This window comes from Salinispora vitiensis (assembly GCF_000378825.1).
Classification (GTDB): domain Bacteria; phylum Actinomycetota; class Actinomycetes; order Mycobacteriales; family Micromonosporaceae; genus Micromonospora; species Micromonospora vitiensis.
In genome coordinates this window covers 194,692-211,615 of record NZ_KB900388.1, presented here as the reverse complement: position 1 = coordinate 211,615, position 16,924 = coordinate 194,692, and the positions used below count along the sequence as shown (strand labels likewise).

Below are 16,924 nucleotides of genomic sequence, written 5' to 3'. Positions count from 1 at the left end.
GCACCTCGACCGGCGCACCACCACCGCCGATGCCCCCCTACCTCGGGGTGGCATCGGCGGTGCCGGTTCGGCCCCCGGTGTGACACACCCGGTGGTCGCCACTGACGCCCGCTGCCCCGCGTTGATGCTGGGCCACCACCACCGCGAACGGCGTCTGCTCCCGAGCCTGGCCGAGTGGGTTGTCGACGAACGCCGCCCCCAACGCCGCGGCCGGTAGGTCGGCGTCCTGGCCCAGGATGTCCTGGCCGAGGTCATTCGCATCGATGATCACCGTGCCGCCGAACCGCTCCGCGACCTCGGCGGGCAGAGCCGCCCGGATCGCCGACGAGATGTCCCGGGCAACCCGATCCGGATCGTGCGGTGCCAGCTTCGCCGATACGTTCGCCGGATAGGCCGAGTACTCGGTGGGCCCGTCGATGGCGCGTACGGCCGGACCGGCGACCCGGTAAAACAGCCCCCGCCGCCCGACCACCTTCCCCGCTGCCCCGACCGCGGCGGCGGCCAGGATGCGGGGCAGCCCCGCCTCCTGGATGGCCAGCTGCATCGTGGCCGGATGCCCCAGCCCGATGCCGTACGGGGTGCGCAGGACACTTCGCGACAGCAGACGCGCCCAGGCCCCACTCCGGACGTCGGTCACGTGGAAGATTCGTCCCTGTGCGACCGCGACCACCTTCTCACTGACGAACAGGTACCAGGGTCCGGCGGTGGCCAGCTGCTGGATGGAGAACGGCACCTCCGCCCCCTGTTTGTAGAACTCACCGACCCGATTGACGGCGAGCGCGGGGACGTCGTCCCCGGTCGCGATGAGGTCGGTACGCAGCGGAAACCGGGCCCAGGCGCCACTGGGCGTCAGCAACTCCTTCCCCTGGTTGGGTACGAAGTCCGGCTTCGGCAGCGGCGGCGGGTCTGCACTCCGGTCGGGGTCCGAGCCGGTACCCCGCTGGGCCGCGACCCGGGCTGGCTCCACCGGTTCGGCGGTGCCTGCCGCGCTGGTCGGCTTCGGGTCGATGAACTCGCGCAGCCACAGTTCGACGTTGAGCATCCGCCAGAACGTCATGGTGTCCACACCGCCCCGACCGGCGACGTAGTCCTCGAACGCCTGGAGCACGGCTGGCTGGTCGAAGTAGGGTCGCGCACCGAACGACTGGGAGGCGAAGATCAGATACACGTCGTTCTTGATGCGCTGGAACCAGCTGTCCTCGGGCGTGGTGAAACCGATCTTGTTGCGCCGTCGATTGACCAGCCGGGGCAGCAGGTCAACGGTCGCGTCCCGCAGTGCCCGCTTGTTCCAGCCGTGGTGGATGATCGCGGACGGGTCGAACGACCACACGGTACGCACCAGAGCGGCGTCGAGAAACGGCACCCGACCCTCCACCGAGAATCGCATACTGTTCCGATCCTCGTAGCGGAGCAACGCGGGAAGGCTGTGCCGGAAGAGGTCGGCGGCCAGTCGGGCCTTGATGTCGTTGCGCACCGAGGGGAAGCGCTCGTGCCGATAGGTTTCGGCGAAGTCCCGACCCAGCAGGTTGGCGGTCGGTGTCCGGCGCCGACGACCAACGATATCGGTGAGCCGGGTGCGGCCCAAACGCCAGAGCACATCGACGGAGCGGAGCAGTTCTCCGGCCATCCGGCCACCACGCAGGCCGCGCAGGTGCACCAGATAGTAGGGCAGGTAGCCCGCGAGCAGCTCGTCGGCGCCCTGGCCGTCGAGCATCACCGTCACATGTTGACTCGCCTCCCGCATCACGCAGTACTGCGCGTATGGTCCGGTGGAGATGACCGGTTCTTCCTGGGTCCGGATAAAGTCCCGCAGATCAACCAGAAAACGGTCCGCCCTCGGGCGCACCTTGTGCACCTGGAGCGCCTCGCCGCAGGTGGCCGCGACGGCGTCGACGTAGCGTTCCTCGTCGTTTCGTTCCCCGGGGAAAACCGCGGAGAAGGTCTGTTGCGTCGCGCCAACCGGTCGGCAGGTCTCGTCGGCGAAGGCCAGCATGCGATGGATGCTGGCCACCACGGTCGAGGAGTCCAGCCCGCCGGAGAGGGCCGTACCGACCGGAACGTCGCTGACCAGTCGAGCTCGGATCGCTCGGTCCAGCACCGTCCGGAACCGTTCCTGGGCGGACCGGTCGTAGGGGGTCGGCGCAGCTGCCAGCGCGTCCATGTCGTCGTAGAGGCGGGTGTAGGTGGAGCGTTGGATCGCACCGTCCGAGGTGAGCAGGGCGATCTCTCCTGGCATCAACCGGGTGACCCCGTGGAAGAACGTCCGTGGGGTGTCGTCGTGGACCCGGAACCGTAGGTATCGGTAGATGGTGTGGTCGTCGGGTTTGGGGGTAACCGCACCGGCGGCGAAGAGGGGACGGATCTCGCTGGCGAAGAAGACCCGTCCGTCTCCGTCCTCGGCGAGGTACAGCGGTTTGATGCCGAACTGGTCCCGGGCCAGCACCACCTCGCCCCGCTCCAGGTCGGCGATGGCCAGGGCGAACATTCCATTGAAGCGGTCGAAGGCGTCCTTACCCCACTGGATCCACGCGGCGAGCACCACCTCGGTGTCACATTCCGTGGTGAATCGATGGCCGAGATCGCTCAACTCCGCGCGCAGTTGCCGATAGTTGTAGACCTCGCCGTTGTAGCTCAGCGCCCACCGGCCGTCCGCCGAGTGAAACGGTTGTTTCCCACCGGCTCGATCGATGACCGCCAGCCGCCGGTGCGCCAACCCGATCAGCCCGTCGGTCAGGTAGCCGTCGCCGTCGGGGCCCCGGTGAACCTGGGCGTCGGCCATTCGGCGGAGCACCGGCTCACCCCAGAATGCGCTGATGCCGATGTAGCCTGCTATCCCGCACATGGAAGATCACCCCTAGGTTCGCCACTGGCGCCGTCGCGCGCGGTAGCGGCAGAGACGACCAAGGCGAGCAGGAGGCCGGCCGCCAACTGTGGCCGGGTACGGGCGGGACGCTCCGGTGCACCCCCCTGGTCGTGGTCCTGAAACTGCATCGCGGTGCCGGTGCCTTCCCCTGAACGACCAGGAACTCCGCCGACCGGGGCAACCCGGCGTGGTGTCCCTCGGCTACCGGACCGGCGGTAGCCGACAGTCCAACGCTAAGCCGACACCAACCCCATACGAACATGAACCCGAAAACTCGTCCCAAAAGTCGCTCGGAGTAGCAAGTGGCACCCAACCAACCTGGTCGAACGCCCAAACCACGGAAAACGCCGCCTACTCGCTACTTCTCGACCACGCTTCCCGGAGGCGTGGGCGAGGACTCCAGCTCCCTCCTCGCCCGGCTCCAGGCATCGCCGTCGACCCCGAGCGCGGTGCGGAGGTAGGCGCCGACCATGGCTCCCACCGCCGAGACCCGGACGGGGTCCTCATCCGTGGTCTCGGCCGCACCGAAGCCGACGATTCCACCGAGGCTGTGCTCGCCCCCGAAGACGGTCAGCAGGGACTTCGGCCCGGGAGACAAGGTGTACGAGTCCCGGTGCCAGGAAGCGCCAACAACATTGAGCGGCCCGCAGTCCTGATCGCCCGCGACCACAAGCGCCGGAGTGGTCATCGTGCTGAAATCAGACGTCTGCAGCACCGGGTACTTTTCCCTCGCGTACGCGCTCAGGGCATCGCCGCCCCGGCCAAGGCCCGAGAGGATGGCTCCGGCCCGAACGCGGCGGTCGGATAGATCAACAATCGAACCGTCCTCGGGGTCGTCAACGCGACGGCCGAGGAGGAGGGAAGCGGTGTGGCCGCCCGCCGAGTGCCCGACGACCGCGATCCGTTCCCGGTCGACCCGTCCCTCGAGCGTGGGCACCGCGGCCTCGACCGCGTCGAGATTGTCGATGACGAACGACAGGTCGGTCGCTCTCGAACGCCAGTAGAGCGGAGCCTCGGCAGCGTCCGCCTCGCGTAGCCCGAGAGCCAACGAGTCCAGGTGCGTTGGCTGGACGATGACGAAACCGCAGGCCGCCAGGATCTCCACGAGCGGGTCGTACCCGCGCCACGAGGAGAGGTTGGACGGCCCGTGGTTGTGCGAGAACAGGACGACTGGTCGGCGCGAGCCAGTCACTGGCGCCGATACCCGTAGTTCGAGATCCACCCTCCGGGCGGGTGCCGGGATGACGACGGGAGCAACGGACAGGGCCGGAACGGCCCGCCCGGATCCGGACGCACGATTCATGTCGAGATACCTCTTCTCAGGACGTGAACCCGGCTGACAGCGAGGGCCGAGAGGCCGGCCACCGACGAGCACGCAAACTCGGATACGGCATGGTGGGCGGCTATCCGGCGCAGCCCGCAACAGCGACGCAGTTGTTCGGCCGGTTCTTGATCACGATGGTGCCGGTAGCGGTGTGCAGGTCCACCGTGCCGCCGTCGTTGACGACTCCCCCACCGTCGGTGACGGCGAGATTGTCGACCACCTTCGTCGCCGCGAGGCTGACCGTCCCGGAGTTGTGAATGCCGCCACCCCGGTCGGCCCGATTACCGAGGATCCGGGTACGTCGTACCACCGTCTGCCCCGCGTTGAAGATTCCACCGCCGGCGGCAGCCATCGCGGTGTTGTTCTTGATGATGCTGTCCTCGATGACGACGTAGCTTCCTCCGCCGATGTCCCCCTCGACGAAGAGGCCACCGGCCAGACCGGACAGTGCGGTGTTGCCGGTCAGGCGGACCCACCGCAGGGTCAACTGCCCGCCGAGACCAACCCGGACGCCACCGCCGTCGGAATGGCTCGAATTTCCGGTGATTCGAGTGCCGGTAACCGTGCCGACGCCACCGGAGACGAACAACCCACCAACAGACTGCGCCCAGTTGTCGGCGATGCTGCCGCCCTGAATGGTCACGCCGCTGTCGGAGGCGAAAACGCCGCCGCCGAGGTCGGCGATGTTTCCACGAACGTGAGACTGTACGAGTGCCAGCGGGCCGGCGCTGAAGATCCCACCGCCGCGCTGGTTCCCGATATTCCGTTCGACACTGGAGTGGCGGACCCGGGCGGTGCCGTTGTTGGCGATACCGCCGCCGAGGATGTCGGCGATGTTGCGATGGACGCGGCTGTGGTTGACGGTCAGCACGCCACCGGTGTGGACGAGGATCCCCCCGCCGCCCTCGGTCGCGTGGCCGCCGGTGATCGTCAGCTGGTTGAGGGTTAGCTCACCGCCGGCGGTCACGGCGAGGATCCGGAACTGGTCGACCGCGGCGGCCCGCTCGATGGTGGTGTTCCTGCCGCCGGTGAGGGTGATCGGAGTGGTGATCGCGGGCAGCCCAGCGCCACCGAGGTCGGCGGTGAGCAGGTAGGTGCAGCCCTCGGCGAGGTCGAGCACGGCACCACCGTCGGCGTTGGCCAGGGTGATCTCGGCGATCAGCCGATCCGGGTCGCAGGGGACCGGCTTGCCGGCCCGCCGCTCCCCCTGCTCTCCGTCGTCCTTACCGGCGTCACTCCGGTCGGCCGCACCACTGCCTTCGTCCCGACGGTCGTCGACGGGTGGCCCGTCAGCCGGGGTCCCGGACGCGCCAACGGCCGGCAGTGCGCGCCTGACCGTCTCGCCGACCGGCGTCACCACAACCCCGACGGTGGCGAGCGCCACCCCGGTCACCCCCGCCAACCCGACAAACCACCGCCGCCGCCATGGCCGTGCTGGCTTCTCGCCCGGCCGGTCGGACGGCTCTCCCTGGGCGTGGCGCTGATGGTTCATCGCGGTCTCGATGTCCTTCCCCGTGCACGGCAAGGAACCACCCGGTCGGGTGTCGGTCGAGGTCACTCCTCAGCTACCCGCCGGGTGATACCAGCCACCGCACGCTAAACAAAGGGAAGCGACACGAAGCCCTAAATGAGATTAAATCCACCAATCCAGATGAACGTGAATACCTCTTACGCTCTCCTGGCTACCGGCTCCGTACCGGGCTGGGACTCGGCTGGGACTCGGCCGCGACCTGGCCCGTCCGACCGCCGAGAGTCCGGCCGATCGCGACAGCTGCCGCCACCGAGCCGAGGGCCAACGTCAGTCCGGCGCAGCCGAGAATGGTGGACCGGGCGCCGAAGCTGGTGATCATTGGCCCGCCGGCAAGGGTGCCGAGCGGCACGGAGAGCGTCGCGATCGCGCTGTACGCGGCGAGCACCTGCGCTCTCGTACCCCCCTCGGTTCGGGCCTGCAACAGGGCCATCGTGGTAGCGGGAAAGGGGGCCCAGACAAGCCCACCCACAGCGAACATGACGAGCGCCACCCCCGTTGGCGCCCCGGCACCCAGCGGCAGCAGGGCAAGGCCCCAGGCCAGCACGATGGTGATGGTGACCGGCCACAGCCGCCAGCGCCGCAGGTAGCCAGCGGCGACCCCGCCGACGAGCGCGCCGGCTCCGAAGACCACCCAAAACGCGGCGAGCGTTCCCGCCGAGTCACCGGACGCCGCCCCAACGTGGACCGGCAGCGCCACCAGGATCGGCCCGTAGAGGAAGAAGAAGCCGAAGGTCAGGATGGAGAGGCCACGTATGCCGCGGTCGCGTGCGATCGCAGCGAAACCAGCAAGACCGGACGGACTCCGTGCTCCGAGCGGAGCGCGCTCCGCCTTCGGTACGGCGAGCAGGTAGGTGATCGCCAGGACGGCGAACGTCGCGGCGTCAATGGCGATGACGACGAGCGGGCCGCCCAACCCGATGATCAGTGCTGCGAGGGCCGGGCCGACCAGGACTGACGCCTCGACCAGGAGACCGATGAGCGCGTTACCCGCCAACCGGTGTTTCGGCGGGAGTAGCTCGGCGACAAGGGTGAAGCGACCGGCCGACCCCCACGACCGCAGCAGCGCGGAGAGTCCGAGCAACACCGTGTACAGCCAGATGTCCAGCACTCCGGCAAGATGCGCAACCGGAATCAGCGCCAGCATCACAGTCCGCAGAACCGCATCCCAGGCGGCCAGTTGGGCACCGCCGCGGCCGCTGAGCCACCGACCGAACAGCACCGATCCGAGCGCCCCCGGCAGGGTGTACGCGGCGATCGCCACCGCAGCCCAGGTGGCCTTACTCTCCGGCGGAGCCAACTGAAGGGCGAGCCAACTGACCGCGACCAGGCTCATGCCGTCGCCCAGAGCTGACAACACGAACCCCGGGAAAAGTCTCCGCAGAATGCGGTGCCGCAACACCGGCCAGTAGGGCGAAGCCCGAATAATAGTAGGCACTCCTTTTTGACAAACCATTCGGGAAGCATTACACCGCCAGTTACCAATCGCAAGAAAGTTAGCGCTCAGCAGAGCTGAAGCTTCGACTGAAGCGAATGCCGGCGCTGGCCCCGTCCCGGCGCCCCCACCGAACATGAAGGGAGCTACAAGCATTGCGGCTGCGACACGCCTGATGGTCACCGACCAGCCCGGCGCAGCACCCGCGACCAAGAATTGGATTCACATCTCGTATTAATGTCCGCCTGCCAGCCACAGAGCAATCTGCGACAATACTTTGATCATACCCAGAGCTACGTTGCCGCTAGAATCGATTAATCACCAGCAGGCCGATATGAATTGTCTCTAGATCGTGATTCAGCGCGGGCAATAATCTCACTGATCACGCCGCAAGCGCTGGGCGTACCCACCGATCACATTGCATCTCAATTGAGGGAGGGGCATGTCCGACACCAACCCGCACCCGGTCCCGAACGAGGACCCGGAGCAGCACATCGGGACGCAGACCCCGGATCCATGGCTCGACCCTGAGCAAACCGACTGGCCGGTCGTGGAGGTGAACATCGATGGCATGGATGGTGGTACCGAACCTGGACGAAGCCCGTGATCAACTAAACAGGCGATTCCCCAAACGGGACACCAGATCGGACGGCTCGATCGGCGACACCTCACACCAGAGCGCCCCATCGAGCCACAACCCGGACCGGACCGGTCGGCCGGAGTATCGCGACGGCGACCACCTCGACGAGGTACGGGCTCGAGATTTCGACGCCGACCTGCGCGACCCGGGCGGGGTCACGATGGAACAGGTCGTGCAGCTGTGGGTGAAGCTCGCTCGCTCGGGCGCGCTGTGGTGGGTGCGGTACATCATCTACAAGGGCCGGATCTGGCACCGCCGGCACAACTTCACCACCCACACCTACACCGGCTCCAACCGGCACACGGGCCACTGCCACGTGAACTCTGACTTCACCCAGGCCGCCGACACCGTGCGGGGCACGAACTGGCGGCTCGACCAGCTCGGCAAGCCGGGACCCGTCGAGCCCGAGAAGCCGACACCGGTCCGACCCGCACCGGGGCCAGCGGTGTCATTCCCCCTCCCCAGCGGCTACTACTTCGGCTCCCGGAGCGGAGGATATCGATCGGTGTCTGGCTACTATCGGCGGAGATTCAACGGGAAGTCGGACCGACAGTGGCTCGCCATCTGGACCAAACAGCTCACCCGCCGAGGCTGGTCCGCCGGCAAGGGCAAGCGCTACCTCCGCAGGAACGGCCACGACGGCAGGTACGGACCGGAGCACCGCGAGCTGATCAAAGCGTTCCAGGCGGATCAGGGCCTCAGCAGGGACGGACTACTGGGCCGCAAGACGTGGGATGCCGCCTACCGCAACCCCATTCGCTGATCATCCTGCCGTGACGCAACAGCACGGTGCTGGTCACGCCCCCGACCCGACGAGGAACGAAGGCAGGATCAGACGCGCGCCACGGCCGTCGGCGGAGACCGTGGGAAGGGGTTCCGCCCCACCGCGTGCTCGCGGTGGGGCGGAACCCTTGGTGCTCTGCTCGGAGTGTCAGCCGGCGCAGCCGGGGACGTCCACGCAGTTGTTGGGTCGGTTCTTGATGACCACGGTGCCGGTGGCGGTGTTCAGCTCCACCGTGCCGAGGGTGTTGAAGATACCCCCGCCGTCGGTGACCGCAATGTTCTTGACCACCTTCGTCGCGAAGAGCGTCAACGTGCCGGAGTTGAAGATGCCGCCGCCCTCGTTGGCCTGGTTACCGATGACCTTGGTGTTTCGCAATACGGCTACTCCCGAGTTGTCGATCCCTCCGCCGATGTCGGAAGCGGTGTTGTTCTCGATTAGGCTGTCCTCGACGACCGCGATGGTGTCGTCGACTTCGGTGCCCTCCACGAACAGGCCGCCGGCCACACCCGTCAGCGCGGAGTTGTCGAGGAGGCCGACCTTCTGCAGCGTCAACTGTCCGGCCTCGGCGACCCGGGCACCACCGCCGTTTCCACTGGCGGTGTTCTTCGCGACCTTGGTGCCGGTCAGCCTGCCGATTCCGCCCAGGAGATACAACCCTCCCGCGTCGGATGCCTGGTTGCCGGAGATGCTGCCGCCCTTGACGGTGACGGTGCTACCGCTTTGGTAGATGCCACCGCCCTGGTCGGCGGTGTTGTTGTCGATGTGCGACTTGACGACCTCCAAGAGGCCGGTGCTGAAGATCCCACCGCCCTGCTCGCTGGTGGTGTTCCGGTCGACCTTGGAGTGCTTGATCCGGGTGGTGCCCAGGTTGGCGATGCCGCCGCCGTCGCCGTCGCCTTCGACGATGTTGCGGGTGATGGCGCTGTGGTTGGTGGTCAGCGCTCCGCCGGGGTGACGAGGACTCCCCCACCGTTGCCGTCGGTCTGACCGCCGGTGACCTTCAGATGGTTGAGGGTGAGGTCACCACCGGTGTCGACGATGAAGATCCGGAAGTCGTCGACGGCGGCGGCGCGTTCGATCGTGGTGTTCTTGCCGCCGTTGAGGGTGATCGGGGTCATGATCGCGGGCAGACCGGCACCGTCGATGTCGAAGGTGAGCAGATAGGTGCAGTCCTTCGCCAGGTCGAACACACCGCCGCCGGTGGCGTTGGCGGACGTGATCGCGGCGATCAGCAGATCGGCGTCGCAGGGGACCGGCGTGCCCTTCGGCCTAGCCTTCTTCCCCTTGCCCCGGTCGCCCTTGCTTCTGTCGTCATGCTTGGACTTGCCGTTGTCCCGGTGACTGCCCCCAGGCTGGGTTTCGGCGCTGGTGGCGGCGCGTCCGGCAGCGCCGGCGGCCGGAGCCGTCGCGACGCCGACGGCGGTGAGGGCCAGCCCGGCTACCCCGGCCAGGCCGACCGTCCACCAGCGCGACCGCGCCCGGCGTTCGCCTGGGCGGTCGGTCCCGATTTCATGGGTGTGATGCTGCTGGTTCATCGCGGTGTCGAGGTCCTTCCCCGTGGACGGCGAGGAACGACCGACCCAGGCCAGGCTTCCTCGGCTACCAGGCAGGCGGTAGCAGCCACCTCGGACGCTAAACCGACACTCCTCCCAACCGAACATGAATGCGAAAAAAACCTCTAAACCAGACAAAGCTCGGCGAGTGGGCTTCCGGTGCCCGCCTGCGGACCCGGCCTCCGGCCGGGGCCCCGTCGTGACCTGGCCCACCCGATTACGGGACCAAATGCCCTGTCGCCCCCGGCCGGCAGGCCACAAGATTGCCAGTGCCGACAGGGCCGGCTGAAAGGCAGGAATTAGGTGGAACTTCCGATCATCATTCAGGGCGGGATGGGCGTCGGTGTCTCCAGCTGGCGGCTGGCCGCCGCCGTAGCCGCCGCCGGCCAGCTCGGGGTGGTGTCCGGGGTAGCACTCGACGCGTCACTGGCCCGCCGGCTACAACTCGGCGACGAGGACGGCACGCTCCGGCAAGCGCTGAGCGCATTCCCCGCGCCGGAAGTCGCCCAACGGGTGCTGGACCGCTACTACGTACCGGGGGGAATCCCCGACGGCAAGCCGTTCCGACCGGCACCACTGCTGAGCATGCAGCCACGACGACACGCGAACGAGCTGGCCGTGGTCGCCAACTTCGTCGAGGTCTACCTGGCCAAGCAGGGCCACAGCGGCGTCGTCGGCATCAACTACCTGGAGAAGATCCAGCTCGCCACCCCCGCCGCGGTGTACGGGGCGATGCTGGCCGGGGTCGACTACATCCTGATGGGTGCCGGCCTGCCCAGTGAGATCCCGTCTCTGATCGACGCCCTGACCCACCACCGGCCGGTCCAGTTGCCCGTCGCCGTCGAGGGCAGCGCGGCGGGGGAAGCCCACACCGTCGCCCTCAACCCGCCTGATTTGACCGGCGAGCTACTACCGCCCCTCCCACGGCCGCGGTTCCTGGCCATCGTCTCCGCCGCGTCCCTGGTCAGCTACCTTGCCCGCAGCCCCCGTACCTGCCCCGACGGTTTTGTCCTCGAAGGGCCCACCGCGGGCGGCCACTCCGCGCGACCGCGCGGCAAGCTGGTCCTCGATGACAACGGCGAACCCGTCTACGGCGAGCGGGACCGGATCGACCTGGCCAAGGTAGCCGCAGCCGGGCTGCCGTTCTGGGTCGCCGGCGGCCAGGCCGACCCGCGGCGGGTAGCCGCCGTCCAGGCGGCCGGAGCCACCGGTGTTCAGGTCGGCACCGCCTTCGCCCTCTGCCGCGAATCCGGAGTCAGCCCCCAGCTACGGCGGCAGTTGCTCCAGCGGGCCACCGAAGGGCAGCTCGCGATCCAGAACGATCCGGTCGCCTCCCCGACCGGCTTCCCTTTCAAAATTGCCCAGCTGGAGGGCACCGCCGCCGAGGACGGCATCTACCAGGCCCGCGCTCGCCGGTGCGATCTGGGCTATCTGCGCACCCCGTACCTGCGGCCGACCGGTCGGGTCGGTTTCCGGTGCCCGGCCGAGCCGGTAGACGACTACATCCGCAAGGGCGGCGCGGCGGAGGACACCACGGGTAGCCGCTGCCTGTGCAACGGGCTCATGGGCACGATCGGCCTGGGCCAACGACGCGCCGGCAACGACACCGAGCCGCCGATCATCACTATCGGCCAGGACATCGGCGTCCTCACCGAGCTGCACCGGCGCTTCGGGGAGGACTACACGGCCACCGACGTGCTGCACTACCTGCTCGCGGCAGCCCATTCCAGTAGCTGACCGCACCGGCCCACGCTGTCCCGGCCGATACAGCCAGGGCGCAACCCTGGGCGCTGTGCCGATAAAGCCAACCGCGAGCAATTGGCCGATAGATCGATGCTAAGGCGACGCCAAAAGCACCTACCTCTCCAATTCCGATCATCGATTTGAGTCGCTATTCTCCAGAGATGTCCGGGACTCACCTCGGGTGGCTCGCCCTGCCCCTGCTGATCGCACTAGTGCTGATCGTCATCGTGGCCCGGAGGCGTCGACGCCGGGCTGGTCCCCAGGCCGGCAGCAGACAAGAGACGATGGCGAGCGCCCGCAAGGCGATCCGCCAGAGTGCCCGCCAGAGCCGCCGTCGGCGATCCGGCAGCCTCCGCGGAAAAGGTGGCGGCGGCAGCGAGGGCCAGGCCCTCGACAGCGGCGCCAGCAGCGAATCCGGCGGCGCGCCATAGCTCTGGTGAGCCACCGCACGACCGAGCCCCGCCCCTACCGCGTACGGCAGGAGCGGGGCCCGGGTGAAGCTGACCCGCTCCGGGTCGCTAGCCGGCGCAGCCGGGAACATTCACGCAGTTGTTCGGACGGTTGCTGATAACGGTGGTGCCGGTGGCCGTGTTCAGGGTGACGGTCCCACCCGCGTCGTTGACGATGCCCCCGCCGTCGGTCACGGCTAGGTTGTCGGTGACCGTCGAGGCGAAGAAGGTCAGCGTCGCTGCCGCGAGATTCTGGACACCGCCGCCCGTGTCGGCCTGGTTCCCGTCGAGCTTGGTGCCGGTCAACGTGGTCATGCCAGCGTTATAGATGCCCCCGCCCTGGGCGCCGGCGGTGTTGTCGACGATGCGGCTGCCCGTTATGTCGGCTGTGGACTCCTCGACGACATTGAGGCCGGCACCGGTTTCGGCGGTGTTGCCGGCGAGGACGACTTTCTGCAGCGTCAGCTGACCCAGCAGGAAGATACCTCCACCAGCATCGGCAGCGGAGTTACTCTTGATGTGGCTGTCGGTTACCGAGCCGATTCCGCCATCAACGATGAAGAGACCAGCTCCCTGATCGGACCAGTTGCCGGAGATGGAGCTCTTGGAAACCTCGACCGTTCCTGCCGTGCTCCCGATACCGCCTCCCGCGAGGGTGCCGGTGTTCGCCTTGACCTCAGACTCGTTGACGGTCAGCACGCCCGTGTTGTAGATGCCGCCCCCTTCCAACGGGGCAGTGTTACGGCTGACGATCGAGCGCTTGACGGTGGTGGTCCCGTTGTTGGCGATGCCGCCACCATTACCACCGGCGATGTTGCGGGTGACCACGCTGTGGCTGACTGTCAAACCCCCGCCCACGTTGACCAGGATGCCGCCCCCATCGGTACCCGCCGTGGTGGTCTGACCACCGATGATCTTCAGGTGGTTGAGGGTGAGGTCGCCACCGGAGTCGACGGTGAAGATCCGGAACTGGTCGACGGCGGTGGTGGCGCGTTCGATCGTGGTGTTCTTGCCGCCGTTGAGGGTGATCGGGGTGATGATCGTGGGCAGACCGGCGCCGTCGATGTCGGCGGTAAGCAGGTAGGTGCAGTCCTTCGCCAGGTCGAACACGCCGCCGCCCGCAGCATTGGCAGCCGTGATCGCGGCGATCAACGCATCCGCGTCACACGTGACGGGAGTGCCGGTGCCGACTCCATCCCGGGCGGTCGTGACGGGCGCGGGCTTCGCATCGGCCGCCGCGGTGGAGCTGGGTACGGGCTGGTTCGGTTGAGCGTGGGCGGCGGTGGCAAGAGCGGCCGTGCTGAACGCCAGGCCGGTCAACCCCGCCATCCCGACGGCCCACCACCGTGGGGGCCGCCTATCTGTGCGGGTAGAGCTGTAGACATGTAGTTGAGATGGCATTGCGGTCTCGGTGTCCTTCCCCGTGAACGGCGAGGAGCCAACCACCCAAGGGGAACGCGGGTGGCCTGCTCCTCAGCTACCAGACAGGCGGTAGCGGCCCACCGTCGAGCTAATCCGACACCAAACCCACACGACGGCAAACACGAAGGAATTACGCGAAAGAAGCTCTCAATGTTGCTACCGGCGAGTTAGATCTCCTCGAGCCGCTGGAGTTGGTGGCCGTTCTGGTCGAAGTTCCTCGGGTCAAGCCACCGTTCGTTCCTGGCGCGAATCGCTGGCCACTCCGTATCGAGCATGGAGTACCAGTCGGTGTCGCGGTTCCTGCCCCGGACGATCATGTGCTGGCGGAACCGCCCCTCGTAGGTGAAGCCGAGCCGCTGCGCGGCTCGGGCCGACGGCTCGTTGCGGCTGTCGCACTTCCACTCCACCCGGCGATACCCCAGTTGCTGGAAGACGTAGCGGAGCATCAGATGGATCGCTTCGGTCGCGGCGGTCGACCGCCGCATCGACCGCCCCCACAGGACCCCGGAGATTTCGACCACTCCCGCCTCCGGCGCACAGGAGGACAAGGTCGCGAGCCCGGATGCGCGGTCACCCGCAGGCACGAACGCAAAGGAGGTGCACTCAGCGTGCTCCGCGAGGGGGCGCAGTACCCCCTTCTCGAACTCCGCAATGCTCTCCGGCTGGGGTACGGGCCGGTAGGTCCACAACGCCCCGTTTCCTGGTCCACAAACCGCAGCGAATAGGGCATCTGCGTGACGCAGACTGATCGGTTCCGCCGTCACGTACCGTCCTGCCAGCGTTCCGCGCCCTGGCAACGGACGGGTTGACCAATGCGGAACCGGCGCACCAACCTGCTGGCCGTACTGGTTTCTCTCCATGCCGTGAACCATAGGCGGGAAGCTGTTCACGACGTGGTTCCGTCGAGACGCCCGGTCGGCGAGACCCCGGGCCCACACTCATGCTGGCTACCCTGTCCTCAACAGCAGCGGGCTTGGCACGGGGGCGATGTGAACGCAGCGCGCGGAAGACGGGAGTGGATCCTCGACACCCTGCTCCTGGCCGCGCTCAGCATGCCGGTCGTCTACAACCAGATCAGCAACGCGGCGGTCGGCTCGCTCCTGATCGCCTGCGCCACCCTCGCCGTCGCCGTCGGCTTCAGTCGCCGGCTGCCCCTGGTGTCAGTCATCCTCGTGGTGGCGGGCACCCTGGTTGACGGCAACTTCTTATTCGGCATCCCGGTCATGGGCTACCTCGCGGGGCGGCGTACCGATCGAATCGCCCCGGCAGTGGTCGTCCTCCTGCTGCTGACCGTCGGCGGCACCGTGGTCAACCTGGTGGTTCTCGACACGACCCCGGCCCAGATGTTCCTGCTCGTGGTCACCCTGCTCAGCTGCGGCGCCTTCCCGTGGCTTGTCGGTCGCTACCAAACGCAGCACGCCGAGCTGGTCAACGCCGGCTGGGAGCGGGCCGCCCAGCTGGAACGCGAGCGGCAGATGGTGGCCGACCAGGCACGACTACGTGAGCGGACCCGCATCGCCCAAGAGATCCACGACTCGCTGGGGCACGAACTCGCCCTGCTCGCCCTGCGGGCCAGCGCGCTGGAGACCGCAGCCGACCTGGCCGCCCAGCACCGGGCCGCCGCGCGCAGCGTGCGAAAGAGCGCGGCCGACGCGACGGACCGGCTGCAGGAGGCCATCGACCTACTACACGGGAACGGCACCGCGGCGCCCCTCTCCCCAAGCGGCCGCTCCCCGGAGGATCTGGTGGCCCGCGCCCGCGACTCCGGCATGGCGGTCACGCTCTCCCGTACGGGTCCCTCCGACGACCGGTCGCAGCTGGCCGACCGGGCCGTCTACCGGCTCGTTCAGGAGTCCCTCACCAACGCCACTCGACATGCGCCCGGGGCGGCCGTGCACATCACCCTCCGATACACCGCGAACGCCACCACAGCCGAGGTGGTCAACGATCCGCCGCCGGCCGGGCTGCTGCCCGACGCGCGGCAACCGGACCGCCTCGGGGTCGGCCTAGTCGGGCTCCGCGAACGCGTACGCCTCGTGGGTGGCACCTTCCGTGCCGGTCATCGCCACGATGGGAGCTTCGCCGTCGAGGCGTGGGTTCCGCATCATGCCGTACCGCCGGCCGGCGAGGAGGTGGCCGTCGCCACCGAGTTACAGCAGGCCCAGCGTCGACTGCGACGCCGGCTCGGGGTCGCGGTAGCCGCACCGGTGGCGGTCCTGGCCCTGGTGGTGACCGGCTACTACCCGTACGTCGCGTTGAACTCGACACTCCCCGATGGGGACTATGCCCGGATCTCCCTCGGCGCCACGCGCACCTCCCTCGCCGGGGTGCTACCCACGCGACAGACCCCGGACCGGCGGAACGAAGCCTTCCCGCCCACCCCCACCGGCGCCCGGTGCGAGTTCTACACCGACGGAAGCTTCCCGGTGGCCCGCGCGACGTATCGGCTCTGCTTCAATGAGGACCGGTTGGTCGCCAAGGACGCGGTGAGATGACGATCAGAGTGGTGTTGGCCGATGACGAGGCCCTGATCCGGGCCGGCGTATGCGCCGTCCTGGCCAATGACCCCCGCATCGAGGTGGTGGCGGAGGCCAGCGACGGCCACGAGGCCGTGGAACTGGTCCGGCGGTACCGGCCCGCGGTGGCGCTGCTGGACATCCGGATGCCCCGCCTGGACGGGCTCGCCGCCACCGCCGAGATCCGCCGGCTGGTACCGGACACGGCGGTGATCATTCTGACCACGTTCGGGGAGGACGACTACATCTCCCGCGCCATCACCGAGGGCGCCAGCGGTTTCCTCCTCAAATCCGGCGACCCGAGGGAGCTCACCACCGGGATCCGGGCGGTTGCCGAGGGGGCGGCCTATCTGTCGCCGAGGGTCACGTCGCGGGTCCTCACCCGGCTGGCCGCCGGTCGCCTCGGCGCGGAAGCCGGCGCCCGGGACAAGGTGAGCACCCTGACGGATCGGGAGCGCGAGGTGCTTACGCTTCTCGGCAAGGGACTGTCCAACGCCGAGATCGCCGATCGGCTGTATCTGGTCGAGGGAACGGTCAAGGCGCACGTGAGTACGCTGCTCACCCGGCTGGGTGCCCGCAACCGCGTACAGGCGGCGATCGTCGCCCACCAAGCCGACCTGGTCTGACCGACAGTTCGGCACGACTAGGCCGGCCCGGGGCGACGAGG

General features: G+C 68.0%; 11 protein-coding genes and 1 pseudogene. 5 read left to right on the top strand and 7 right to left on the bottom strand.

Going from position 1 to position 16,924, the window contains the following annotated elements; translation table 11 throughout:
* Positions 1-37 precede the first annotated feature (37 nt).
* The 4 genes from asnB to SALPAC2_RS0101070 form a co-directional block, all read right to left on the bottom strand.
* Positions 38-2,842 (bottom strand): asparagine synthase (glutamine-hydrolyzing), encoded by a 2,805-nt coding sequence (gene asnB, locus SALPAC2_RS0101085; RefSeq protein ID WP_018214784.1) that lies wholly within the window; start codon positions 2,840-2,842, stop codon positions 38-40.
* A gap of 379 nt (positions 2,843-3,221) precedes the next feature.
* Positions 3,222-4,166 carry an alpha/beta hydrolase family protein gene (locus SALPAC2_RS0101080; protein WP_026184282.1) on the bottom strand — a complete coding sequence of 315 codons (945 nt, stop codon included), beginning with the start codon at positions 4,164-4,166 and terminating at the stop codon, positions 3,222-3,224.
* A gap of 100 nt (positions 4,167-4,266) precedes the next feature.
* The gene (locus SALPAC2_RS0101075) at positions 4,267-5,679 is read right to left on the bottom strand and encodes a hypothetical protein (protein ID WP_080636987.1); all 1,413 of its coding nucleotides are present in this window, start codon (positions 5,677-5,679) and stop codon (positions 4,267-4,269) included.
* A 190-nt stretch (positions 5,680-5,869) separates the two neighbouring features.
* Positions 5,870-7,117 (bottom strand): MFS transporter, encoded by a 1,248-nt coding sequence (locus SALPAC2_RS0101070; protein ID WP_026184280.1) that lies wholly within the window; start codon positions 7,115-7,117, stop codon positions 5,870-5,872.
* A 608-nt stretch (positions 7,118-7,725) separates the two neighbouring features.
* On the opposite strand from SALPAC2_RS0101070, the gene SALPAC2_RS0101060 reads away from it, so the two are divergent.
* A complete protein-coding gene (locus SALPAC2_RS0101060) occupies positions 7,726-8,553 on the top strand; it encodes a peptidoglycan-binding domain-containing protein (protein WP_018214779.1) in 828 nt (275 codons plus the stop codon).
* Between the two features lie 168 nt (positions 8,554-8,721).
* Here SALPAC2_RS0101060 and SALPAC2_RS24250 read toward each other — a convergent pair.
* A pseudogene (locus SALPAC2_RS24250) lies at positions 8,722-10,109 on the bottom strand (right-handed parallel beta-helix repeat-containing protein).
* A gap of 321 nt (positions 10,110-10,430) precedes the next feature.
* Between SALPAC2_RS24250 and SALPAC2_RS0101050 the strand changes: the two are divergent.
* Positions 10,431-11,864, top strand: coding sequence for a nitronate monooxygenase (locus SALPAC2_RS0101050; RefSeq protein ID WP_018214777.1), 1,434 nt, complete (start codon positions 10,431-10,433; stop codon positions 11,862-11,864).
* Between the two features lie 167 nt (positions 11,865-12,031).
* Complete coding sequence (locus SALPAC2_RS25585) at positions 12,032-12,301, top strand: hypothetical protein (RefSeq protein WP_026184279.1); 270 nt, start codon at positions 12,032-12,034, stop codon at positions 12,299-12,301.
* Between the two features lie 87 nt (positions 12,302-12,388).
* Here SALPAC2_RS25585 and SALPAC2_RS0101040 read toward each other — a convergent pair whose 3' ends face one another.
* Together SALPAC2_RS0101040 and SALPAC2_RS24245 are read right to left on the bottom strand one after the other, a co-directional pair.
* Positions 12,389-13,648 carry a hypothetical protein gene (locus SALPAC2_RS0101040; RefSeq protein WP_018214776.1) on the bottom strand — a complete coding sequence of 420 codons (1,260 nt, stop codon included), beginning with the start codon at positions 13,646-13,648 and terminating at the stop codon, positions 12,389-12,391.
* 260 nt (positions 13,649-13,908) lie between these two features.
* The gene (locus SALPAC2_RS24245) at positions 13,909-14,601 is read right to left on the bottom strand and encodes a GNAT family N-acetyltransferase (RefSeq protein ID WP_050563151.1); all 693 of its coding nucleotides are present in this window, start codon (positions 14,599-14,601) and stop codon (positions 13,909-13,911) included.
* Positions 14,602-14,730: 129 nt separating this feature from the next.
* Here SALPAC2_RS24245 and SALPAC2_RS0101030 point away from each other — a divergent pair, with 129 nt between their 5' ends.
* Both SALPAC2_RS0101030 and SALPAC2_RS0101025 read left to right on the top strand, forming a co-directional pair.
* Positions 14,731-16,236 (top strand): sensor histidine kinase, encoded by a 1,506-nt coding sequence (locus SALPAC2_RS0101030; RefSeq protein ID WP_018214774.1) that lies wholly within the window; start codon positions 14,731-14,733, stop codon positions 16,234-16,236.
* The gene (locus SALPAC2_RS0101025; protein WP_018214773.1) at positions 16,233-16,883 is read left to right on the top strand and encodes a response regulator; all 651 of its coding nucleotides are present in this window, start codon (positions 16,233-16,235) and stop codon (positions 16,881-16,883) included. The genes SALPAC2_RS0101030 and SALPAC2_RS0101025 overlap by 4 nt, the downstream gene beginning before the upstream one ends.
* The last annotated feature ends 41 nt before the right edge of the window (positions 16,884-16,924 follow it).